22 protein-coding genes and 2 pseudogenes are annotated in these 22,000 nt (G+C 69.8%); 15 read left to right on the top strand and 9 right to left on the bottom strand.

Translation table 11 applies throughout. The annotated features are described in order from the left end of the window. The first annotated feature begins 51 nt into the window (after positions 1 to 51). Positions 52 to 1,080 carry an LLM class flavin-dependent oxidoreductase gene (locus tag ACFXHE_RS29940; protein ID WP_379387766.1) on the top strand — a complete coding sequence of 343 codons (1,029 nt, stop codon included), beginning with the start codon at positions 52 to 54 and terminating at the stop codon, positions 1,078 to 1,080. On the opposite strand, the gene ACFXHE_RS29935 is transcribed toward ACFXHE_RS29940, so the two are convergent. Further along, entirely contained in the window at positions 1,072 to 2,394 is a 1,323-nt protein-coding gene (locus tag ACFXHE_RS29935; RefSeq protein WP_379387765.1) for a hypothetical protein, read from the bottom strand. The genes ACFXHE_RS29940 and ACFXHE_RS29935 overlap by 9 nt on opposite strands. Before the next feature lie 141 nt (positions 2,395 to 2,535). On the opposite strand from ACFXHE_RS29935, the gene ACFXHE_RS29930 reads away from it, so the two are divergent. From ACFXHE_RS29930 to ACFXHE_RS29910, 5 genes and pseudogenes are all read left to right on the top strand, one after another. Further along, on the top strand, positions 2,536 to 2,697 hold the full coding sequence (locus tag ACFXHE_RS29930; protein ID WP_354841596.1) for a hypothetical protein: 162 nt from the start codon (positions 2,536 to 2,538) through the stop codon (positions 2,695 to 2,697). Between the two features lie 285 nt (positions 2,698 to 2,982). Next, positions 2,983 to 3,591, top strand: a complete 609-nt coding sequence (locus ACFXHE_RS29925; protein ID WP_379387764.1) for a MerR family transcriptional regulator — start codon at positions 2,983 to 2,985, stop codon at positions 3,589 to 3,591. 325 nt (positions 3,592 to 3,916) lie between these two features. Next, positions 3,917 to 4,372 (top strand): annotated as a pseudogene (locus tag ACFXHE_RS29920) (SDR family NAD(P)-dependent oxidoreductase); the annotation flags it as partial. Positions 4,373 to 4,409: 37 nt separating this feature from the next. Then, a pseudogene (locus tag ACFXHE_RS29915) lies at positions 4,410 to 4,634 on the top strand (ferritin-like domain-containing protein); the annotation flags it as partial. Positions 4,635 to 4,807: 173 nt separating this feature from the next. Beyond that, positions 4,808 to 5,572, top strand: a complete 765-nt coding sequence (locus ACFXHE_RS29910; protein WP_379387763.1) for a MerR family transcriptional regulator — start codon at positions 4,808 to 4,810, stop codon at positions 5,570 to 5,572. A 20-nt stretch (positions 5,573 to 5,592) separates the two neighbouring features. Here the strand turns inward: ACFXHE_RS29910 and rplL are convergent, their stop codons facing one another. Together rplL and ACFXHE_RS29900 are read right to left on the bottom strand one after the other, a co-directional pair. Continuing rightward, a complete protein-coding gene (rplL, locus tag ACFXHE_RS29905) occupies positions 5,593 to 5,976 on the bottom strand; it encodes a 50S ribosomal protein L7/L12 (RefSeq protein ID WP_357001394.1) in 384 nt (127 codons plus the stop codon). Positions 5,977 to 6,017: 41 nt separating this feature from the next. Continuing rightward, on the bottom strand, positions 6,018 to 6,266 hold the full coding sequence (locus tag ACFXHE_RS29900) for an acyl-CoA thioesterase (protein WP_379387762.1): 249 nt from the start codon (positions 6,264 to 6,266) through the stop codon (positions 6,018 to 6,020). Positions 6,267 to 6,625: 359 nt separating this feature from the next. Between ACFXHE_RS29900 and ACFXHE_RS29895 the strand changes: the two genes are divergently transcribed. The 5 genes from ACFXHE_RS29895 (at position 6,626) to ACFXHE_RS29875 (ending at position 11,536) form a co-directional block, all read left to right on the top strand. Then, the gene (locus ACFXHE_RS29895) at positions 6,626 to 7,582 is read left to right on the top strand and encodes a GlxA family transcriptional regulator (RefSeq protein ID WP_379387761.1); all 957 of its coding nucleotides are present in this window, start codon (positions 6,626 to 6,628) and stop codon (positions 7,580 to 7,582) included. A 15-nt stretch (positions 7,583 to 7,597) separates the two neighbouring features. Then, complete coding sequence (locus ACFXHE_RS29890) at positions 7,598 to 8,329, top strand: DJ-1/PfpI family protein (RefSeq protein WP_379387760.1); 732 nt, start codon at positions 7,598 to 7,600, stop codon at positions 8,327 to 8,329. A 20-nt stretch (positions 8,330 to 8,349) separates the two neighbouring features. Next, positions 8,350 to 9,540, top strand: coding sequence for a cytochrome P450 (locus tag ACFXHE_RS29885; protein WP_379387759.1), 1,191 nt, complete (start codon positions 8,350 to 8,352; stop codon positions 9,538 to 9,540). A gap of 131 nt (positions 9,541 to 9,671) precedes the next feature. Next, positions 9,672 to 10,676 (top strand): saccharopine dehydrogenase NADP-binding domain-containing protein, encoded by a 1,005-nt coding sequence (locus ACFXHE_RS29880; protein ID WP_379387758.1) that lies wholly within the window; start codon positions 9,672 to 9,674, stop codon positions 10,674 to 10,676. A gap of 11 nt (positions 10,677 to 10,687) precedes the next feature. Then, positions 10,688 to 11,536, top strand: a complete 849-nt coding sequence (locus ACFXHE_RS29875) for an NAD(P)H-binding protein (protein ID WP_354841619.1) — start codon at positions 10,688 to 10,690, stop codon at positions 11,534 to 11,536. Here ACFXHE_RS29875 and ACFXHE_RS29870 read toward each other — a convergent pair. From ACFXHE_RS29870 to ACFXHE_RS29845, 6 genes are all read right to left on the bottom strand, one after another. After that, entirely contained in the window at positions 11,523 to 13,175 is a 1,653-nt protein-coding gene (locus ACFXHE_RS29870; protein ID WP_379387757.1) for a sulfatase-like hydrolase/transferase, read from the bottom strand. The two genes, ACFXHE_RS29875 and ACFXHE_RS29870, sit on opposite strands and share 14 nt — an antisense overlap. Positions 13,176 to 13,238: 63 nt before the next feature. Then, positions 13,239 to 14,096 carry a class II fructose-bisphosphate aldolase gene (locus ACFXHE_RS29865; RefSeq protein WP_379387756.1) on the bottom strand — a complete coding sequence of 286 codons (858 nt, stop codon included), beginning with the start codon at positions 14,094 to 14,096 and terminating at the stop codon, positions 13,239 to 13,241. Then, positions 14,093 to 15,031, bottom strand: coding sequence for a hexose kinase (locus ACFXHE_RS29860; RefSeq protein ID WP_379387755.1), 939 nt, complete (start codon positions 15,029 to 15,031; stop codon positions 14,093 to 14,095). The genes ACFXHE_RS29865 and ACFXHE_RS29860 overlap by 4 nt, the downstream gene beginning before the upstream one ends. Then, entirely contained in the window at positions 15,028 to 16,185 is a 1,158-nt protein-coding gene (locus ACFXHE_RS29855) for an N-acetylglucosamine-6-phosphate deacetylase (RefSeq protein ID WP_379387754.1), read from the bottom strand. The genes ACFXHE_RS29860 and ACFXHE_RS29855 overlap by 4 nt, the downstream gene beginning before the upstream one ends. After that, positions 16,182 to 17,123: an ROK family protein gene (locus tag ACFXHE_RS29850; protein ID WP_379387753.1), complete on the bottom strand. Its 942-nt coding sequence runs from the start codon at positions 17,121 to 17,123 to the stop codon at positions 16,182 to 16,184. The genes ACFXHE_RS29855 and ACFXHE_RS29850 overlap by 4 nt, the downstream gene beginning before the upstream one ends. Before the next feature lie 10 nt (positions 17,124 to 17,133). Beyond that, positions 17,134 to 18,087 (bottom strand): SIS domain-containing protein, encoded by a 954-nt coding sequence (locus ACFXHE_RS29845; protein ID WP_379387752.1) that lies wholly within the window; start codon positions 18,085 to 18,087, stop codon positions 17,134 to 17,136. A gap of 158 nt (positions 18,088 to 18,245) precedes the next feature. Here ACFXHE_RS29845 and ACFXHE_RS29840 point away from each other — a divergent pair, with 158 nt between their 5' ends. From ACFXHE_RS29840 to ACFXHE_RS29825, 4 genes are read left to right on the top strand one after another with little or no spacing between them, the layout of a single operon-like run. Continuing rightward, positions 18,246 to 19,487: an extracellular solute-binding protein gene (locus ACFXHE_RS29840; RefSeq protein ID WP_379387751.1), complete on the top strand. Its 1,242-nt coding sequence runs from the start codon at positions 18,246 to 18,248 to the stop codon at positions 19,485 to 19,487. Beyond that, a complete protein-coding gene (locus ACFXHE_RS29835; RefSeq protein WP_379387750.1) occupies positions 19,484 to 20,383 on the top strand; it encodes a carbohydrate ABC transporter permease in 900 nt (299 codons plus the stop codon). Before ACFXHE_RS29840 ends, ACFXHE_RS29835 begins: the two co-directional genes overlap by 4 nt. Beyond that, positions 20,380 to 21,204 carry a carbohydrate ABC transporter permease gene (locus ACFXHE_RS29830; RefSeq protein ID WP_379387749.1) on the top strand — a complete coding sequence of 275 codons (825 nt, stop codon included), beginning with the start codon at positions 20,380 to 20,382 and terminating at the stop codon, positions 21,202 to 21,204. Before ACFXHE_RS29835 ends, ACFXHE_RS29830 begins: the two co-directional genes overlap by 4 nt. Beyond that, positions 21,201 to 21,992 carry a DeoR/GlpR family DNA-binding transcription regulator gene (locus ACFXHE_RS29825; protein WP_379387748.1) on the top strand — a complete coding sequence of 264 codons (792 nt, stop codon included), beginning with the start codon at positions 21,201 to 21,203 and terminating at the stop codon, positions 21,990 to 21,992. Before ACFXHE_RS29830 ends, ACFXHE_RS29825 begins: the two co-directional genes overlap by 4 nt. The last annotated feature ends 8 nt before the right edge of the window (positions 21,993 to 22,000 follow it).

Below are 22,000 nucleotides of genomic sequence, written 5' to 3'. Positions count from 1 at the left end.
CCCGGATCGCGCGCCCGGAATCAAAGCCCGCCGCCTGCGTTGGCACTGACCATGACTGCGGCACTGCGGGCGATCCGCTTCTCCATCCTGGACCGCTCCCGGGTGCGCCTGGACCAGCCGCACCCAGAGGCCCTGCGCGAGACCGTCGAGTTCGCCCGGCTCGCCGAGGAGTGGGGCTACCACCGCTTCTGGGTCTCCGAACACCACAGCGTGCCCGGCGTGGCCGGGTCCGCACCGACGGTCCTGGCCGCCGGCATTGCCGCGGCCACCTCCCGCATCCGAGTCGGCACCGGCGGCGTCATGCTGCCCAATCATCAGCCGCTGATCGTCGCCGAACAGTTCGGCGTCCTGGAATCGCTGTATCCCGGCCGCATCGATATGGGCCTGGGCCGCTCGGTCGGCTTCACCGGCGGCGTGCGCCGCGCCCTCGGCCACGACCGGCGCGACGCCGAGGACTTCGATGCCCAGTTGTCCGAGCTGCTGGCCTATTTCGCGGGTGGTCGCCAGGGCGTGCACGCCTGGCCCGCGGAGGGACTGCGGGTGCCCGCCTTCCTGCTCGCCACCGGTTCCGGGGCCGAGCGTGCCGCCCGCTCGGGCCTGCCCCTGGTCATTGCGCCCGTGTCCGGTGCGGACGCCATGGTCGAGGCGATCGAGCGGTACCGCACCGGCTTCCGCGCGGGCCCCGGCGGCGACGAACCGTATGTCGTCCTCTCCGGCTCGGTCGTCATCGCCGACACCACCGAGCAGGCCCACCGCCTGCTCCTGCCCGAGGCCTGGTCGGCGGCCTGGTCCCGCACCCGCGGCGAATTCCCGCCCCTGAGCCCGCCCGAGCTCATCGAGCGCGAACCCATGACCGATCGCCAGCGCGAGCTGTTCGAGGAAGCCCTGCGCGGCCACATCCACGGCACCGAATCCGAGGTCCTGGCCGACCTCGACCGCCTGGTTCGCCGCACCGGGGCCGACGAATTCCTGGTCCACACCAGCACTTACGACCGCACCGCTCGCCTGGAGTCCCACCGCCGGCTCGCGAACGCGGTAGGACTGCGCGCCGATGCGGAAGGTCGGCGCGCCTCAGCGTGAGCCGTGCCAGACGCCGTCATGCTCGCGGTGCGTGGACAGGTAGGCCGTGTCGGTGAGCAGCGTGTCGTAGAAGTCCAGGTCGATGTGCTGGGCCTGGAGGTAGTTCATGATCCAGACCGTGGGCACCGTGCCCGGGAACTTCCCGAAGGTCTCGTCGATGTAAGCCGCTTGGAGAGAGACGAATTCGCGGAATCGTCGGTCCCACGGCGCGGCCGCGCCGCGGACGCCCGGGGTGTCGGCGAAGGGCCCCGGCGTCGCCGGGTGGTACGGCCCGCCCGGCCCGAACTTGCGCTCGGCCAGCGCTTCGACCGCGGCGGCCATGGACTCGTGGTGCGGACGGCAGAACGCCTCGAACACCCCGGGCAGCCCGGTGGGATTGGGGAACGGCCACTCCGGATCGGCGTCATAGCGGAACCCGAGGCCCGGGACTTCCGGATCGCCGGACGCCCCCAGCACGGTGAGCCGGTCGATGCCGTCGAAGGTCCACCCGCCCAGGCCCATCGCACCGAGCAGCAGATGGCCGTTCACCACCGCCGCCATGAGTTCCGCGGTGGCCTCGGTCAGTGAGTACTGCTCGACGAAGCTGAGCGGAATCGGATCGGTGAAACGCAAACGGTCCCGGTACTTTTCGACGCCCGGGATCTCACGCTTGTTGATGTCGTCGTACAGCGCGAACCCGTTCTGGACGAAGAACCCGATATTGGCCAGCAGCTGCTGGGCCACATCCGCGACCGGAATCACCAGCAGCGAGCCGGGGTGATTGGCGATCCAGGTGTTGTGGCCCTCCAGGTACGGCTCCTCGCGCGGAATGTGAATGCGCTTGTCCGACAAGCGAATCACCCGCGCCAGCAGCGCGTTCAGCTGGGCCTCGGCCGCACCGTCGCCCTCGGCGTAGGTCGCCGTCGGCGGGGCGTCGCGGGTCGGCAGGAAGTAGGTCCCGGAGTCGTCGGTGAAGAAGAACTCGCTGGTGTGGAATCCGGCCGCCGAGGCGAAGGTTCGTCCTGTTGCCGACCCGCTGTAGTTCGGCCACGCGGGCGCATATCCGGGATGGTGGCTGATCCCGAAATGCCAGCCGGTCCAGCCCGCGACGGTATTGAGCACCACCGCCCGCTCCAGCTCGCTCAGCGCGCGCGGCGCGTGCTTGCTGGTGAACGCCAGCGGGCCCGCCGGGATACTCCCGCCCAGCGGAAAGCGCCGGGAGCGCCGCCCGTAGATGGCATCCAGGAGCGGGAACCGCGCCAGTTCACGCAGCGCGTCCCGTTCGCCATCGCCAAGAGTCAAGGGCGGCAATCCCACAGAGCTCGTATCCGGCATAGTTCTCCTAAGGTAAACGGAAGGTGAACGGAACTTGACCAAAAGGTCGCTGGCGGGCCATAATTGCCGATCTGTACCTCGCAACCGGCGAGGTTTGTGCAATCGGTATTACGCCGGCGCAACTCCGGAAGGAGGGCTGTCATGGCTTTCATCAACTTCTCTCGTAACCCGCTGACCGTGCTCTCGGTCCTCGCAGAGCGTTCCCGCTCGGCGCTGACCGCTCAGGAGCGGGCCAATCTGCGGTCCACGCGCGCCCGCGCCGCGATCTTCAGCGCCGCGCTGGGCGCCCACAGCACCCGCTGAGCCCGGGCTGCGCGAGGTCATCGGGCCGACGCCCGCTGTCCCGAATCATTCGGGGCGGCGGGCGTTTTCGTTATTCGGCCGGCCGCCGGCGGGCGCCACCGGAGCTCGCAGCCAGGCCGGCGGTTTGGTTCGCGCGCTCCCCGGCGTGCCACCTGTCGACACCCAATCGACTGTCATAGCCGAAAAGTATCAGGTCGCGATCGGGAATTTGTGACCGGGCTCACGCTTGAAACCGACGTAACGTCAGGTTTTAGCGTGGGTGGGGCACACCGAAAGGGAGGCGCGATGGGTGAGCGGACCTGGCGGGTCGGCGAGTTGGCCCGGGAGACCGGGGTGACCGTGCGCACGCTGCATCACTACGACCGGCTCGGGCTGGTGACGGCGTCCTCGCGCACCGGTGGCGGGCATCGCTGCTACGGCGCGGCGGATGTGCGGCGGCTGCATCGCGTGATCGCGTTGCGGGACTTCGGGTTCACGCTCGAGGAGATCGCGGGCGTGCTCGCCGACGCGCCGGATCAGGACCCCCGGGACCTGGTCCGCCAGCAGCTCGAGGTGCTCGACCGCCGGATCGCACAGGCTTTGCGCCTGCGCGCCCGCCTGCTCGGTGTGCGCGACGGTCTCGACCGCATGGCCGAGCCGTCGGCACTGGAGTTCCTGCGATTGATCGAGGAGATGGTGGCCATGAATCAGCCCATGACACTGGAGGAATTCACCCGGCTCGCCCAGCAGCGCGAGGCCCGCATGCGAGAGCTCACCGAGGAGCAGCGCGCCGAGTTGTTCCAGCGCCGCGAGGCCGCCTTCGCCGCATTGAGCGCCGAAGACGTCGAGCGCATGCGGGAGGAGCGGCGACGCTACCTGCCGCCCGGCTTCGAACCCGGTGGCGCGCAAGGGTAGTCGTGTCGGCGAGTGTGGCTCCGGTGTCCCGCCGGGGCCACGCTCGTATCGGCGGGTGCATCATCCTGCCACTAGGTCGTTATCAATGTGCCATTGACAACTGTCACATTGAATGGCGATGCTTGGGCTCATGAGGACAAGGTCAACGGCGACCTTCCCGGCACCTGCCGCAGTCCCCACCCGGGCGGCGACGCGGACGCGACTCGCGGCCGCGGCGTCGGTGGTGGGGTTGCGGCAGGTCAATGGGTTGTTGCCGAACAATCGGATCGGGATCTTCGGCGCTGGCGCAATCGAATTCGATATCACGGAAGCAGGTGGGCCGAGTATGTGGCCGATCGACGATCTGATGTTCGCCCTCGGCGGCAAGCGTCGCTCGCATCGAGCCAGGGCAGTGGTGACCGGCGCGGGCAGCGGGATCGGGCGGGCGTTCGCCCTCGAACTCGCCGCACGCGGCGGCGAGGTGGTGTGCGCGGACATCGACAAGGACCGCGCGGACGAGACCGTGCGGCTCATCGAGCGCACGCACGGGTGCACCGCGCACGCCGTGTTCTGCGACGTCTCCCGGCGCGAGGACGTGGAGAGCCTGGCGCTGCACGCGAAGCTGCTGTTCGGTGGCGCACCGACCCTGGTGATCAACAACGCCGGTGTCGGAATCGGCGGGAAATCGGTGGGTGACATCGGTTTCGGCGACTGGGAATGGGCGCTGGGGATCAACCTCTGGGGCGTGGTGCACGGCTGCGAGATCTTCGCGCCGCAGCTGCGGGCGGCCGGGCGCGGCGGCACGCCGGACCGGACCATCCAGAAGACAGGAGTCTGACATGTCCTTCGACTTCGACAACATGCTGGCCAAGATCAAGTCCCGGCAGTGGGCGCTGGCCGATATCGACTGGGACGCACCGGGAGCCGAGCTCATCGACCCGGCACTGCACGCCAAGCTGAAGCCGTTCATGGCCGATCTGATGTGGATCGAGAATGTCGGCGCGCGCGGCTTCGCGGCCATGGCCAAGAAGGCGCCGACCCCGACGCTGGCCGAGATCTACGAACTCCGGCTGCCGCAGCTGGTACCTCACCGAGGACGGCTTCAACGCCACCATGTACCCCGGTTTCGGCACCCAGTACGCGCGGCAGCTGGCCAGGGTGGATCTGGCGGATTACCACCTGCGCTAAGGTCGTGACCGGACTCGGGTGGCCGGCGGCAGGGACGGGAGCGATACGGATGGCGGAGTACCGCATCGACGATCTCGCCCAGGCCGCCGGCACCACCACCCGCAATGTGCGGGCGTATCAGGAGAAGGGGCTGTTGCCCACGCCCACCCGGCGCAGCGGGCGGGCGCTCATCTACGACGAGAGCCACCTGGCCCGGCTGCGCATCATCGACGCGCTGCTGCAGCGCGGGTTCACCATCGCGCACATCGCCGATTTCATCACCAGCTGGGAGACCGGCAAGGATCTCACCGAGATCCTCGGACTGCAGAGCGCGGTCACCGCCACCTGGGGCAAAACCGAAGAGCCGGTGGAGATTCCGCGCGAGCTGGTGGACACCTTCTTCGGTGACAGCGATGAGCATCAGGTGGACGGGGACCAGCTGGCCCGGCTGGAGCAGCTCGGGCTGCTGCGGTTGCACGGCGACACCGTCGAGCTCACCCGGCCCGATCTGCTCGGGATCCTCGCCGACCTCAGCTCGTACGGCTTCGGCCTGCCGGGGCTGATCGATCTGCACGCCGCCCTCGTCGAGCGGCTCGAGGACATCTCCCGGTTGATGGTGGTGGCGGCCAAGGACCACATCGTGGCCCAGCACGGGCCGGGCTGGCTGCCCGAGTCCGACGCCGAGATCGCCGAAACCACCGCGATGATCAACCATTTCCGCGAACTCGGCACCCGATCGATCCGCGACAGCCTCGATCAAGCCCTCGACAAGGTGCTGCAATCCGAACTCGGCGCGTATCTGGAAACGGCCGCCCGCCGCCGCGCACAGGACTGAACCGCGCTGTGCCCCACTGATCAGCGGAGGGCGGCGCGGGCCCCGGCGGCCTCGAGCCTGATCCGGGCCGCCTCGGCGGCGTCCTTGTCGACCTTCTCCAGGACCGCCTTGGGGGCCGCCTCGACCAGGTCCTTGGCCTCCTTGAGGCCGAGGCCGGGAATGATCTCCCGCATGGCCTTGATGACCTGAATCTTCTTGTCCCCGAAGGATTCCAGGACGAGATCGAATTCGCTCTGCTCGTCCGCGGCCTCGGCCGGGGGCGCGTCCGCCACGGCCTGGACGGCCACGGGCGGCGCGGCGGTGACACCGAACTCTTCCTCGAACGCCTTCAGGAACTCCGAAAGCTCCAGCAGCGTCATACCTTTGAAAACGTCGAGCAACTCGACAATGGTCATCTTGGCCATGATGTACCCCTTGCAACGCTGACCAGGCGATACGAACAAGTCTAAGCGTGCGGGGCCGCCAAGGTCATCAGATATTCGCGTTCTCCGCGTGTCAGCGGGCGTGGCGCGCCGTCGTCGATGGCGACCAGCGTGGAAGTGGCGGAGAGATACAGGTATTCGGCGTCGCGGACCTCGTGGGCCAGGGTGAACGAGGTGCTGCCGATGCGCTCCACGACCGAGGTCACGGTGACCGGCGCGGCCCGGAAGAGCAGCGGCATGCGATAGGACAGGCGCTGGCCAGCGACCACCACCCGCTACGGGGCGCCGCCGGATTCGTGGCTACCCGGCAGAGATTCATGGCTACCCGGCAGAGATTCGTGGCTACCCGGCAGAGATTCGTAGCGGCCCAGCGGATCCGAGCGGGCCTCGTTGGGATTCCTCCAGGTAGCGCAGGTGCGCCGCATTGTGCACATGCCCGTCGGCGTCCATGTCGGACCACCGCAGGGGGCACAGGAAAAGGTGTCGGGCCACCCCGCATTCATATCAAGCGGGCCGGGGTGATTCAGCTCATGCCAGTTGGGGGCGGCAACCTCCGGGCTAGTGCCGAATGGCCGAATCTGCAAGAGTCGTGTCATTGACGCCATCGGGGCGGAGACCGCAGGCTGAAGGCATGCGGGTGGTGTTGATCGTGGTCTTCGACGGGTTCCAGCTGACCGATCTCGCCGGGCCCGCCGACGTGTTCACCGGGGCGGCCGCGCTCGGCGCGACTCCGGGCTACCGGGTCGAACTGGCCGCGGCACAGGCCGGTCCGGTGCGTTCCTCGTGCGGCATCGAGGTGACCGCGGCGCACGGGCTCGACACCTGGGACGGACCGCTGGACACGCTGCTCGTGGTGGGCGGGCTGACCGTTTGGGCCGCGGCCGGGGACGCCGAGCTGGTGACCGGCATTCAGCGGCTGGCCCGCGGCTCGGATCGGGTGGGCTCGGTCTGCTCGGGCACCTTCCTGCTGGCCCGGGCCGGACTGCTGGACGGCCGCCGCGCCACCACGCACTGGGCGGGCGGCGAGCTGCTGGCCGAGCAGTTCCCGGCCATCACCACCGAACCCGACCGCATCTACGTGCGCGACGGGCCGATGTGGACCTCGGCCGGGGTGACCGCGGGCATCGACCTGGCGCTGGCCATCGTGGCCGCCGACCACGGGCCGGACCTGGCGCGCGAGGTGGCGCGCTGGATGGTGGTGTATCTGCACCGGCCGGGCGGGCAGAGCCAGTTCAGCGCGCCGCTCGCGGCCAACCCGCCGAAGCGGAATTCGCTGCGGGCGCTGCAGGTCTGGATGGAGGAGAATCCGGAGGCGGATCTCTCGCTGCCCGCGCTGGCCGGGCGGGTCGGCATGAGCATCCGGCATTTCTCCCGAGTCTTCGCGGGCGAGACCGGGACCACCCCCGCCCGCTATGTCGAGCAGGTCCGCGTGGCCGCGGCCCGGCGCCTGCTGGAGACCACCGACCAGCCCATGGACCGGATCGCCGCCGCCGTCGGGCTCGGGAGCCCCGAGACCCTGTACCGAATCTTCCACCGCCAGCTGGGCATACCGCCGGGCGAGTACCGCGCTCGGTTCACCACATTCTGAAAGGGGGAGTGTCCCATGACATTCCAGATCGCCATCGTGCTCTACCCGGGCATGACCGTGCTGGACGCGATCGGGCCGTACGAGGTGCTGCGGATGATTCCGGACAGCGAATTGCGGTTCGTCTCCAATGAAGTCGGCCCGATCGTCTCCGACAGCGGAGTGCTGGCGCTGGGCGCGACCCATACCTTCGCCGAGACCCCCGCACCGGATCTGGTGCTGGTCGGCGGATCCGAGGCCGCGACCACCGAGGCCATGGCCAACCGCGAGCTCATCGACTGGCTGCGGGCCGTGCACCCGAACACGCAGTGGACCACCTCGGTCTGTTCCGGCGCGCTGATCCTGGCCGCCGCCGACATCCTGCGTGGTCATCCCGCCACCACGCACTGGGCCGCCCAGCCCGCCCTGGCCGCGTTCGGGGCCGAGTCGCGCCCGCACGACCGGATCGTGCACAGCGGCAAGATCGTCACCGCCGCCGGGGTTTCCGCCGGAATCGACCTCGGGCTGTGGCTGGTCGGCCGGATCGCGGGGGAGCAGGTCGCGCAGATAACCCAGCTCTACATCGAATACGACCCGCACCCGCCGTTCGACACCGGCCACCCGGACAAGGCGCCCGCCGAGATCATGCGCAAGGCGCGCCTGGAGATGACCAAACGCGCCGCCACACCCCGCCTTCCGGTCGACCTGGCCACCACCTTCTGGCGGCTGACCCTCAACCGCATGCGGGAACGCGCCGCCGCCAAGCGCTGACTTCCCGTACCGTCGGAAGGGTGACCGAGCTGCTCGGCGACCACTTCTTCGCCAATCCGCATGCGTACTACCGGCTTTGGCGCGAGCGGGGCCCGGTCCACCGGGTGCATTTCGGCGACGGCGTGGACCGCTGGCTCATCATCGGCTACGAGGAGGCGCGCGCGGCGCTGGCGGATCCGCGGCTGTGCAAGGACATCGACCGGCTGGAAGCGGTGATCGCGCGCAAGTACGCCGGGACCTGGGCGGGGCCGCGCACCCACGACGGCCTGCGGCACATGCTCAATGCCGATCCGCCCACTCACACCCGGCTGCGCAAGGCGGTGTCCCAGGCGTTCACGGCGCGCCGGGTGGCCGCGCTGCAGCCGGTCATCGAACGTACGGCGAACGACCTGCTCGACGCCATGGCCGGGCACGAGCAGGTGGATCTGCTGCAGGCGTTCGCGGTGCCGCTGCCGGTGGCGGTGATCTGTCACCTGCTGGATGTGGACATCGAGGACCACGGCACCTTCCGCGAGTGGACCAAGGCTCTCGTCGGCACCCTGGAGCCGGATGTGGACCGGGCGCGGGCGCACGACGAGATGGTGGCGTTCCTGCGGAAGATGCTGCAGCGCAAGCGGGCCGAGCCCGGTGCGGACGTGCTCTCGGCGCTCGTCGCCGACGACGCCGAGCTCGACGAGGGCGAACTCATCGGCATGGCACTGCTGCTCCTGGTCGCCGGGCACGAGACCACCGTGAACCTGGTCGGCAACGGCATGCTCGCCCTGCTGCGCGACCGTGCCTGGCTGGAACGGCTGCGCGACGACCCGGATCTGATTCCCGCCGCCGTCGAGGAATTCCTCCGCTTCGACGGCCCGGTCGACGTGGCCACCCTGCGCTTCACGAGCGAGCCGATCACGGTGGGCGGCACCGTCATTCCCGAGGGTGAGATGGTCCTGGTGGCCCTGGCCGCCGCCAATCGCGACCCGCGCCACTTCACCGATCCGCACCGCGTCGACCCCACGGCCGACCGCACCGCTCACCTGGGCTTCGGCTACGGCATCCACTACTGTGTCGGCGCTCCCCTGGCCCGCCTCGAGGGCCGGGTGGCCTTCACCGCACTGTTGCAACGCTTTCCGGACATCACGCTGGCTGTCGACGACTCCGAGCTGCGGTGGTATCCGAATGCCGTGATCCACGGCCTGAAGCGATTGCCCGTGCGCCTGCGTTCCTGACCTGGCTCCGGGTGCGGAGATCCGGGAATCGAAATTCCCCGGCAACGAGCGATGACTTTTCGTCGGCGCAGCGGTCTATATACGTGAACTGACGTTCGAATTGTCCGTCGAGCCAAAAGAGTTGATCTTTCATGACCGTATTCGCCATCTATGGGGCCACCGGTCACACCGGTCGCCTGGTCGCCGCCGATCTCACCGCACGGGGAAAAGAGGTGGTGGTGTCCGGGCGGGATCCGGATGCTCTGGCTGCCCTGGGTTATTCGCGGGTGATGCCGGCCGCACTGGATGATCCGGAGGCACTGCGGGCGCTGGCCGAGGCCGCCGACGTGATCATCCACTGCGCGGGGCCCTTTGCTACCACCGGACTGCCGGTCGCCACCGCCGCCGTCGAGGGCGGTTGCCACTATGTCGATCATGCGGTGGAGGTGCACCATGTCAAGCGGCTGTTCGACAGCTTCACCGAACCCGCGCAGCGCGCCGGGATCACCATGCTGCCGAGCGTGAGTTTCTATGGGGGACTGGGTGATCTACTGGCCGGTGCGGTCGCGCGCGGGATTCCCGACATCGACCGGATCACGGTGGCCTACAACGTCACCAACTGGATGATGACCCACGGCGCGGTGGAGACCGCGCGGCTGCTGTTCGCCGACACCGATCGCATCGGCTACGAGGACGGCGAACAGCGGTACGGATTCGTCGAACCGCGACAGGCGATCTTCGCGTTCCCGCCGCCGGTCGGGCCGCGGCCCATGATCGCGCCGGTGCCGTTCCCGGAAGCGGTCACGGTGCCCCGGCACACCCGCACCGGAGCGGTGGAGGCGCAGCTGACCTCGCGCACCTTCGAGGAGGAGCAGGCCTTCGCCAGTGAGCAGGTGGACGCGGCCGCCCGCGCGGCGAGCGAATTCATGATCGCCGCACAGGTTCTCGCACCCGGCGGCCCCGCGGCCGGGACGCTGACCGGCCGGGACCTGTGGTCGGCGGCCGCGCTGGCTTCGGTGGAAGCCGCGGTGCGGCTCACCGACCGCGGCGCCAAGAGCGGAGTCGCCAGTCCCGGTGAGGCTTTCGACGCCGTGGACTTCCTGACCGGCCTCGCCGCGCGCGGGGCCTTCGAACTGCGGTTGCCGGCGACGGCGTGAGGAGCAGAGCAATGGAACCGATTCTCGTCACCGGCGCGGCCGGTGGAAGCCAAGGCGGTACCGGCAGGCTGGTCGCCGAAACCCTGATGCGCGCGGGCCTGCCGGTGCGTGCTTTCGTGCACAGCGATGACGGCCGTGCGGCCGAGCTGAAGGATCTCGGCGCGGAGGTCGTCGTCGGCGATCTGCGCGAGATCACCGCCGTGACACCCGCCCTGCAGGGTGTGCGCCGGGCCTACTTCACCTATCCGGTGACCGCCGGAATGCTCGACGCCACCGCGGTTCTCGCGGCCGTCGGCCGTCAGGCCGGGCTGCAGCGCGTGGTCGCGACCTCACAGCTCGGCTCCGATCCGCAGGCGGGCACCCCGCACATGCGGCGGCACTGGGTGGCCGAACAGGTGCTCGACACCGCCGGCATCGGCGCGGTGCACCTGCGCGCGGCGGTGTTCTACGAGAACCTGCGGGTGGCCATCGGCGACCGCGGGGAGTTGGCGCTGCCGCTCGGCTCGCCCGACACGGTCCTGCCGCTCATCGCGGGCGCGGATGTGGCCGGGGTCGGGGCGGGCGTGCTGCGCACCGAGGGCCCGGTGGATCCGGTGCTGTGGCTGGCGGGCGAGATCATGACCGTCGGCGAGGCCGCCGAATTGTTCGGCGTCCCCTACCGGAACGTCGATCCGGCGGAGTGGTCGGAGTGGGCCATGACCGTCTACCGCGACGCGGTGGCCGTCGAGCACCTGACCCACCTGTGGACCATGTTCGCCGCCATCGGATCCGGTCACGAGCTCTTCCGTGTGACCGAATCCATCGAGCGGTTCACCGGCCACCCGCCGATCACCCTGCGCGAGTTCGTCACTTCGGCGTGAGGAAGTCCTCCAGGAAGTTGCCCAGGCGCTCGGCGCGCGCGGCGATGCTGCGGTTGGACTGCACATAGTCGTCGATGCCCTGCTCCTGGGCGTCCTTCAGGTACCCGGGCAGCGGCTGCTGGATCTCGGTGTCGATGGCCTGCGCCAGCAGCTGTGCCATGGTGTCCCGCAGCGGATTTCCGCTCGCCGCCTGATTGTCGATCTCCAGGCGGCCGTTCTCGGTGGAGTAGTCGTAGAGCTCGAACTCCTGCTCGGCCGACGTGTCGATCTGGATGCGGCCGTCCAGCCATTTCGAGTAGGAGGCGAACTTGGCGTCGGCCGTGCGCACCATGGCCACGTGGCCGGGCGCGTTGTGGTCGAACAGGATCGCCGCCTCCTCGATGGTGGACTCGTCGGTGGTGTGCGCGATCCACGGGCGTCCGGCGGCGGAGGCATTGCGGCACAGGGCTGCCAGGTCCAAGCGGCCGCGCAGGTGCTCGTAGCGGTCCCCGGCTCGCCAGTCCGCGCCGCCGGTGGCGATGGTCAGCAGCAGGGGCGCGAGGTCCACGCTGGAGGTGAGTTGCGTGCGGGCGCTGGTGGAATCGGTGGGGCTGAGGTATCCGCGTGGGTCGTGTACGTACAGCGGCACCCGGATCGCCTCGTCGTAGGCGCCGCCGCCCTTGCCGTGCAACCCGTGCGATCCGGCGTAATCGCCGTGATCGGAGGTGAACACGATGACCGTATTGGCGGCGACGTCCGGTCGCGAGTACAGCGTGTCGAGCACCCGGCCGATCTGCCCGTCGACCTGCTGCTGCAGCCATAGGTACAGGTTGCGCATATCGATCCAGGCCTGGGTGGCCTCGGGTGTGCCGTAGGGCGCGAGCCCGAACGCCACCACCGACGCCTGCACCAGTGCCATCTGCAGCCGCGGCTTGGCCGAAAGCTGTTCCAGCGATTCGAAATTCCCGGGCAGCTGGTCCATCCAGCGCGGCAGGTCGAGGTTGGCCTGGTCCCGGCGGGTCCAGCGCGGCCAGTACTGGATGTCGTGCGGATTCACCAGCGACACCGTGGTGCACCACGGCGACCCGCCGGAATCGTGCTCGAACCAGTCCACGAAGTCGTCGACGATCTTCGGATCGGCCTGCAACCCCTGCCCCGGCGCGCCGTTCGGCGACGGGTAGGTGCCGCCGCCGAACCCGTAGGCGTCCAGCGCGCCCGGCGTGCGGTCCGGGTAGTGGCCCAGATGCCACTTGCCCCACCAGGTCGTCTCGTAGCCCTGCTCGCGCAGCATGGAGCCCCAGGTCGGGAAGCGCGGGGAGAGCGTGGATTCCGAGACCACCATGCAGCCGGTCTGGTGGCTGTAGAGCCCGGTCACCAGCGCGCCGCGGGAGGCGGTGCAGTCGTTGGCGGCGGTGTAGTGCTGCTCGAACGAGACGCTGCCGTGCCGGATGCGGGCCAGGTTGGGCAGCAGCTGATCCAGGGTCTGCTGATCGGGGAACCAGGCGGGTGCGCGCATCTCGTCGACGATGACGACGAGGATGTTCGGTTTCCCCGGGTCCACATCGGCCCGGGCCCGGGGTGCCGGGCCGGTCGCCGTGGCGGCCACCGCCGCGGTCACCGATGCCGCTGCTCCCGTCAGGAATCCGCGTCTGCCGAACAAGGGGCCTCCTACTGCCGAAGTGGCGATTCCCGGGCAGCGTAGGACAGTTCCGCGAGCCGATCGTCACGCCTGCGCGGGACCCGCCATCCCCCGTCCGGGGGACAGGACGCGGAGGTAGTGCTCGACCTCGTGCTGAATCGCGGTCCGGCCGGGGCCCAGATATCGGCGCGGGTCGGAGAGGTCCGGGTGTGTCGCGAGGGTCGACCGGACCGATTCGGCCAGTGCGATATTCAGGCGGGTCGCGATATTGATCTTCGCCATGCCGTGCCGGACGGCCGCGCCCAGCCCGGCGTCGGAGACACCCGACGATCCGTGCAGTACCAGGGGGACAGGGAGTTTCGCGGCCAGGGCGGCGATCAGCTCGGTGTCCAGCACGGCATCGCGGGTGCGCATGGCGTGGGCGGAGCCGACCGCCACGGCCAGGGCGTCCACCCCGGTCGACGAGACGAAGGCGACGGCCTCGTCGGGATCGGTGCGCACGCCGGGGGTGTGGGCACCGTCCTTGCCTCCGATCGCGCCCAGCTCGGCCTCCACGTGCACGCCCCGGTCGTGGCACCAGCCGGTGATGGCGGCGGTGGCTTCGACATTGGCGGTGTATTCGAGGGCGGAGCCGTCGTACATGACCGAGGTGATGCCGAGTTCCACCGCCTGCGTGATCAATTCGCGGGAGGTGGCGTGGTCCAGATGGACCGTGAGGGCGGCGGCGCTGTCGGCGGCCAGGTGCAGGCAGGCGTGCGCGAGCGGCTTCAGGCCCCGGTGGTAGTGGACGGTGTTCTCCGAAATCTGGAGCACCGCAGGACGATTTGCGGACTCGGCCGCGGCGGCGATGGCCTGCGCGTGCTCCAGGGTGATGACATTGAACGCGCCCAGCCCGCCGGGACGGGCGGCGGCGAGCAGTTCGGGGAGCGGGACCAGCGTCACGGGTGGGACTCCGGGATAGCGATGACCTGGACGGCCGGGGTGAGGCGGTCGCGGAGCGTCAGGTCGATCTCGCCCGCCACCGGGATCACCACGGCCGCCGCGGAGGTCGCGACGGCATCGGTGAGCAGGGCAGGCCAGTCCGGCTCGCCCGGGGCGGCCAGCGCGCGGATCACCGCGGCCGCGGCGGCATCGCCCGCGCCGGTCGGATTGCCCGCCAACGGTTCCTGCAGCGTCGCGGACCAGGCCCCGGACGCCGTCACCGCGACCACGCCGGCCGGGCCGCGGGTGGCGACCACGGCGCGGACACCGGCCGCCAGCAGTGGACCGGCGGCGGCCGCCACGGCCCGCGGGGTCTCGGCGACCACACCGGTGAGACGTTCCAGCTCATCCTGATTGGGGGTGAGCACGACGCCGGGGACGGTGGCCGCGAGCTTCAGCGCCGGACCGTCGACGTCGCACACGGCCGGCACGCCCGCCGCGACGGCCGTGCGCACGAGCTCGGCGGGCACCGCGTCGTCGACCCCGCCGGGCAGCGATCCGGAGATCACCAGCCCGCGCAGCTCGGGCAGCAGGAACGCGACGCGATCCAGCAGCCGGTCCACGGCGTGCGGCTCGTGCACGTATGCGCCCGGCTCCCACAGACCGGTGGCGGTGCCGTCGCGGGATTCGCTGACCACCAGGGTGCGCCGGACCCACGGCAGGGCGGGCACGAAGTCGGCGGGGAATTCGGCGGCGGCCGCCGCGGCGAAGGTGTGGTCGGCGAATCCCGTTGCCCGCACGCAGCTGCCGAGCTGGCACAGGATCCGGGTGACATTGATGCCCTTGCCGCCCAGGCGCTGCTCGACCGACAGCACCCGATGGGCGCGCCCGCGTTCCAGGCGTTCGAGCCGGTAGGTCAGGTCGTAGGCGGGATTCATGGTGACGGTGAGGATCACGCCAGCCACCGTCCCCGCCGCAGCACCCGCCGCAGGTTCAGGTCGTCGTCGAGCACCACGGCGTCGGCGTACAGGCCCGGCCGCAGGTCGCCGACCTGATCCAGCCCGGTGGCGTCGGCGGGGGTGGAGGTGACGGCCGCGACGGCGTCGTACAGCGGGACGCTGCACTCGCGCACCGCCCAGCGCAGGCAGTGCAGCAGCGTCGCGGTGCCGCCGGCCAGCGAGCCGCCCGGCACCCGGGCCACACCGTCGGTCACGGTGACGGGCCGCGGTCCCAGCCGGTACTGCCCGTCCGGCATGCCCGCGGCCTGCATGGCGTCGGTGACCAGCACCACGCGGTCGGGGGCCGCAGCGAAAACCAGTGCGCCGAAACCGGAATCGACGTGCACGCCGTCCCCGATGACCTCCACGAAGGCCTGCCGCTGGGCCGCCGCGACCAGGCCCGCCGCCACCGGCCCGGCCGCCCGATGATGCAGCGGCGGCATGCCATTGGCGAGATGGGTGACCAGGGTGGCGGACCCTTCCGGGCTCAGCGCCGCCCGGAAGCGGGCGAAGGTCGAATCACTGTGGCCGACGGCGACCACCACGCCGCTGTCGGCCAATTGTTTGGCGGCGGTGTCGAATCCGGCACGTTCCGGGGCCAGGGTCATGACTCGCAGGCTGCCTTCGGCGGCCCGCAACAGACGATCGATCAGCGCGGGATCGGGATCGATGAGACAGCCGAGATCGTGTGCCCCGCAGCGGGTCCGGGACAGGAACGGGCCCTCGATGTGGATGCCGGCGATGGCCCCGTCGGCGGCCAGCGTCCGCAGCACGGCGGCCTGGGCCACCATGGTGTCGGGTGCCGCGGTCACCAGGCTGGCCAGCACGCTGGTCGAGCCGTGCCGGTGATGGAAGGCCGCGGCCGCGCGTGCCTCCGCCGGATCCTCGGTGTCGAAACGATGGCCGAAACCGCCGTGGGTGTGGATGTCCACCAGGCCGGGGACGATCGTGCCCGCGTATTCGGGCGGTAGTTCGCGGTGGGTCGTGGCCCATTCGGTGGCCGGTCGCACCGTGGCCACCCGCTCGCCCCGGATCGAGACGACACCGTCCTCCAGCACCCCCGCCCGGGTCACCACCCGGCCGCGCAATTCGAGTCCGCGCCGGGCGCTCATCGCAGTTCACCCGTCCGCGCCAGGTGGGCCGCGCCGATCAGGCCGGCCCGAATACCGAACTCGCCCAGTGTGACCCGGGGGACGGGCGCCACCCGCAGCAGGGTGGTGAGCCGGGCGTGCAGGCCGTCGGTGAGGACCGCGCCCGCGCGGGCCAGGCCGCCGCCGAGCACGATCAGCTCGGGGCAGCTCGCGTGCACGACACCCAGCAGGCCCGCGGCCAGCGCGTCGATGGCATCGTCTATTACCGCCCGGGCCGCCGGATCGGTGTCGACGGCGGCGAAAACGGTTTCCGCGCCGGTTATTTCGTGGCCGGTGCGCGCGGCGTAGGCGCGGGCGATGGCCGGTCCCGACGCGACGGTCTCGACGCAGCCGGTATTGCCGCACGGGCAGCGCAGCCCGTCGCGGTAGCGCACGGGGATGTGGCCGTATTCCCCGGCCTGCGCGAGGCCGAGCTGCCCGGTGGGAGCGCGCACCAGGCGACCGCCCACCGACAGCGTGCCGCTGATGCCGGTGCCGAGGATCAGCACGCACACATCGTCGAGGCCGCGGCCCGCGCCGAAGCGCCATTCGGCCCAGCCCGCCACGGTCACGTCGTGGTCGATGAGCACCGGCAGGCCCCAGCCGTCGGCGAAACGATGGCCCACCTTCACATTCCGCCAGCCGAGATTGCTACTGAACACCGCGATGCCGCGATCGGAGTCGACCAGCCCGGGCAGGACCACCGCCGCACGCGTCACCCGCTGCCGGTCGCCCGGCGGCAGGGCCGCCAGCAGCTCGCGGCCGAGCCGTTCGATGCCGTCGAAGGCGGCCTCGCCGTGCGGTGTCCCGACGGTTGCCGCGCATCGGACGGCGCCGCCCGCATCGGTGATCTCGGCCTTGGTGGTGCCGCCGCCGACGTCCACGGCGAGCACCAGATCCGTTGCTGCGTCGGCGATCACGGCACACCCATCAGCTCAGGATGACTGATCGGGTCAGGTTGCGCGGGTGATCGGGGTCCAAACCCAGGTCGGCGGCCCGCAGCAGGCACAGCCGGTGTACCCGCACGAGCTCGGCCATGGGGTCGATGTCACGCTGCTCGACATGCGCTCCGGTGGCGCGGATGTCGTCCGTGAGCCCGGGCGGTTGCGGGCCCAGCGCCCACACCGCGCGGCCGGGTCCGGCAATGCTGATGGGGCCGTGCCGGTACTCGGTGGACGGGTAGGACTCGGTCCAGGAGCGGCAGGATTCGCGCAGCTTCAGCGCGGCCTCGTCGGCGAGCGCGGCGGCGAAATCCATTCCCACGAAAGTGATCTGCTCGGCATGGCGGACACCGTTCAGCGCATCGGGGTCGTGGTCGGCCAGCACGGCCCGGGCCTGCGCGATCACCGGGCGCAGATCCTCACCGAGGTGCCAGCGCAGCAGCGCCAGCGTCGTTGTGGCGAACCGGGTTTGGACCACCGACCGCTCGTCCACCTCGTCGATGAGGATGGGGTCGGCCAGCTCCAGCACCGGCGTGGCGCGGCTGGAGCTGATGACCGTACGCGGAATCTCCTCGGGCAGCGCGGAGATGGCGTCCAGCACCTCGGTGGTGGTGCCGGAACGGCAGATCACCAGATAGCGGTCGTAGCCGCGGCCGATCCCCGCGAGATCGCGCAGGCGCGGATCGCCCGCCGGCCAGGCGTCGGTGAGCCCCTGTCCGGCGGATTCGCGCAGTGCGGCGAAGGCGCGGGCCATGAACAGCGAGGTGCCGCAGCCGAGTACGGCCACCCGTTCGCCCGAAACGGGCAGCAGGTGGCGGTGCGCGGCGGCGGTGGCTGCGGCGCGGGCCCAGTCGTCGGGCTGGGTGGCCACCTCGCGGGCGAGATGGGATCCGGCGGCCAGATGGCTTGCGGGGATGGAGATTCGATTCGCCTCGGGCAGCACGTACCCAGGATCAACCCAGTGATCGTTCCTGTCAATTTTCCCGGTCAAACGATCACATTCGAGCAGACTTCGCGTTAGATTCGGACATACCGAATCGTTCGCTTCATTCATCATCCGCGATTCGCGTCGCAGGGTGTGCAGATTGAGGAGCCCTTGTCGTGAAACGTCCACTGCGCGGCGTACTTTCCTCGGTGGCGCTGCTGACCGGCCTGGTGCTGACGGTGTCCTCCTGCGGTTTCGGCGGGAGCAAATCCGACGACTCGGACCCCAATACGCTCACCTTCCTCGCGCCGACCTACAGCGACGGGACCAAGGCCGAGTGGGACGCCATCATCGCGGATTTCCAGCAGGCCAATCCGGACGTCAAGGTCAAACTCTCGATGGAGTCCTGGGATTCGATCAATGACGTGGTACGCACCAAACTGCAGTCCAAGGGCACCACGCCCGACATCCTGAACATCGACGCCTATTCGACCTACGCCACCGACGGCCAGCTGTACCCGGCCACCGATATCGCCGACCCGGCGGTGATCGCCGACATCCAGCCCGGCTTCGCGAAGAACGCGTCCATCAACGGAACCCAGTGGGCGCTCCCGCTTTTCGCCTCCACCCGCACGCTGTTCTACAACACCGAGCTGTTCGCCAAGGCAGGCATCAGCGCACCGCCCCGGACGTGGACGGAGCTCACCGACGACGCCAAGAAGATCCAGGCCCTCGGCGGCGTCTCCGGGTACGGGCTGCCGCTGGGCAGCGAGGAAGCCCAGGGCGAGACCTCCATCTGGACCTTCGGCGCGGGCGGCACCTGGTCCGACGGCGACAAGGTCACCGTCGACACCCCGCAGAACCTCGAGGGCGTGCGGGCCATGAAGGCCATCGCGGACGCCGGTGCGACCGAACCGAATCCGGGCGCCACCAACCGGCTCGACGTCATCAACGCGTTCATCCAGGGCAAGATCGGCATGATCGAGGGGCTGCCGCCGACCATCAGCCAGATCGCCGCCAAGAATCCGAGCCTGAAGTACGCCACCGCGCCCTCGCCGACCAAGACCGGCGACCCGTCCACCCTCGGTGTGGCCGATCACCTGATGGCCTTCAAGAAGGACGGCACCAAGGCCGCGGCCATCAAGAAGTTCCTCAGCTACTTCTACTCCGCGGCCGTCTACGCCAAGTTCGTCAGCGGCGAGCACTTCATCCCCATCACCACCAGCGGTGCGGCCGCGCTCACCGACGATCCCGTCACGAAGGCGTTCGCCGCCACCCTGCCGGTCGCCAAGTTCTACCCGAGCAACAACCCGAAATGGGGTGCCGCACAGGGCGCCATCCGGCAGCAGATGGGCACGATCGCGCAGGGCAGCGACCCGGCCTCGGTGCTGCAGAAGATTCAGCAGGCGGCGAGTTGAGGGGCGTCGCCTCCCATCGATCCACGGCCACGCTGCGCGCGTTGCCGTGGATCGGCCCTGTGCTGGTCCTGATCGCGGCGGTGGTGGCGTACCCGGCCGGGTACATGATCTGGACCTCGACCCGCGACCTGAGCGCCTACGGGACCGACCGCGGCCCGGCCGGATTCGCCAATTTCCGCAGGCTGTTCGCCATCGACGAGCTGCCCGCGATCCTGGCGCACACTGTGGTGTGGGTGGTGGCGGTCGTGGTGATCACGCTGGTGCTCTCGGCGGGGCTGGCGCAGTTCCTGAACAAGGACTTCCCGGGGCGGACGGCGGTGCGGCTGGCCATCCTGGTGCCGTGGGCGGCGTCGGTGGTCATGACGACCACCATCTTCGACTACATGCTGGATCCGGATGTGGGAATCGCCAACCGGTTCCTGGTCGATATCGGGGTGCTGGACCGGGGTTTCGGATTCACCAAGGAGCCGGGGCCGGCGTTCCTGGTGGCCATCGGGGTGGCGGTGTTCGTGTCCGTGCCGTTCACGACCTACACGATTCTGGCAGGGCTGCAATCGATTCCGGCCGATATCGACGAGGCGGGGCGGGTCGACGGGGCGAGCTCCTGGCAGCGGTACCTGTATCTGACACTGCCGCAACTGCGTCCGGCCATGGCGGTGGCGACGGTCATCAACATCATCAACTCGTTCAACTCGCTGCCGATCCTGCAGGTGCTGACCGGCAGCATCGCGGGCTTCTCGGCGGACACCACGACCACGTTGACCTTCAAGCTGATTCGGCAGAATCAGCAGGTCGCGACGGCGGCCGCCATGAGTGTGCTGAATTTCGTGCTGATCCTGGTGATCATCGCGATCTATGTGGAGCTGATCCGGCCCGCCGGTGAGGAGGCGCGATGACCCGGCGGCGGTGGGGGCTCACGGCCGTCGGCGCGGTGCTGGCGGCGGTGTTCCTGCTGCCGTATCTGGTGATGGTGCTCGGGTCGCTGAAGCCGCGTTCGGAGATCCTGCGGATCCCGCCGACCTACCTGCCGCGGCAGTGGCGGCCGGACAACTACGCCACCATGTGGCACACGCCGGAGACGCCGCTGCCGTTCAATCTGGTGAGCACCCTGGTGATCTCGGTGTTCGGGACGCTGCTGGTGCTGGTGGTGGCCATTCCGGCCGCGTATTACACGGCGCGGCGGCGGTTTCCGGGCAAGACGCTGTTCCTGGGTCTGGTACTGATCACCCAGATGCTGCAACCGACCGTGCTGGTGACCGGCCTGCTGCGCGAGTTCTTCACCCTCGGCATCAACGACACCTGGCTGGCCATGATCCTGGTGAACGGCGCGTTCAATCTGTCGTTCGCGGTGTGGATCCTGCACAGCTTCTTCACCGGGGTGCCGGTCGAGGTGGAGGAGGCCGCCCAGCTGGACGGGCTGAACCGCTGGCAGATCCTGACCCGGGTGAGCCTGCCGCTGGTGTGGCCCGGCATCGTCACCGCCACCGTGTTCGCCTTCGTCTCGTGCTGGAACGAATTCGCCGCCAGCCTGGTCATTCTCACCACGCCGGAGAATCAGCCGCTGTCGGTGGCGCTCACCAAGTTCGTCGGGCAGTACGACGTGGCTTGGCAATATGTCTTCGCCATCTCTACCGTCGGCATCGTGCCCGTCGTGATTCTGTTCGCTCTCATCGAGAAGCGCCTGGTCGCCGGCCTCACCGCCGGCAGCGTCAAATGACCGCTCCCGCAGACCGTTCCCGGCGCTGGAATCGCCTGCTGGAACTGCTTGCCGACGCCGGCCGCCTCTCGGTCGAGGAGGCCGCCGCCCACCTCGGCGCATCCCCCGCCACCATCCGGCGCGACTTCACCGCCCTCGCCGACCAGGGCCTGGCCACCCGCACCCACGGCGGCATCGTCGCCACCGCCGTCGCCTACGACCTCCCCGCCCGCTACCGCGGCAGCGCCGACGAGCCCAAACAGCGCGTCGCCGAACACGCTGCGGCCCTGATCGATCCGGCCGAAGTGGTCGCCCTCAACGGCGGCACCACCACCACGGCCGTGGCCCGCGCCCTGGCCGCCCGCCCCGACCTCCCCACCTCCACCGACCACGAACTCACCATCGTCACCAACGCTCTCAATATCGCCGCCGAACTGGTCCTGCGCCCCCACCTGCGCACCATCTGCCTCGGCGGCCTGGCCCGCCGCGAGTCCTACGAACTCCACGGCCCCCTGGCCGCCCTGGCCCTGGCCGAATTACGCCTGGACACCGTGATTCTCGGCGTCGGCGCGATCTCCGCCGAGGGCGGCGCCCAATGCCGCCACCTCGACGAGGCGGGCATCAATGCCGAAATGGTCCGCCGCGCCCACCGCGTCATCGCGGTCGCCACCGCCGACAAACTGAACCGCACCGCCCTCGCCCGCATCTGCCCCATCGACGCCATCCACGTCCTGGTCATAGACCGCGAAGCCGACCCCGCCGCCCTCACCCCCATCCGCGACGCGGGCGTCGAGGTCCACCTGGTCTGAGCGGGGCC

It is taken from the genome of Nocardia sp. NPDC059229, assembly GCF_042754165.1.
In the GTDB taxonomy this organism is placed as follows: domain Bacteria; phylum Actinomycetota; class Actinomycetes; order Mycobacteriales; family Mycobacteriaceae; genus Nocardia.
This window is presented reverse-complemented; position numbering and strand designations above follow the sequence as displayed.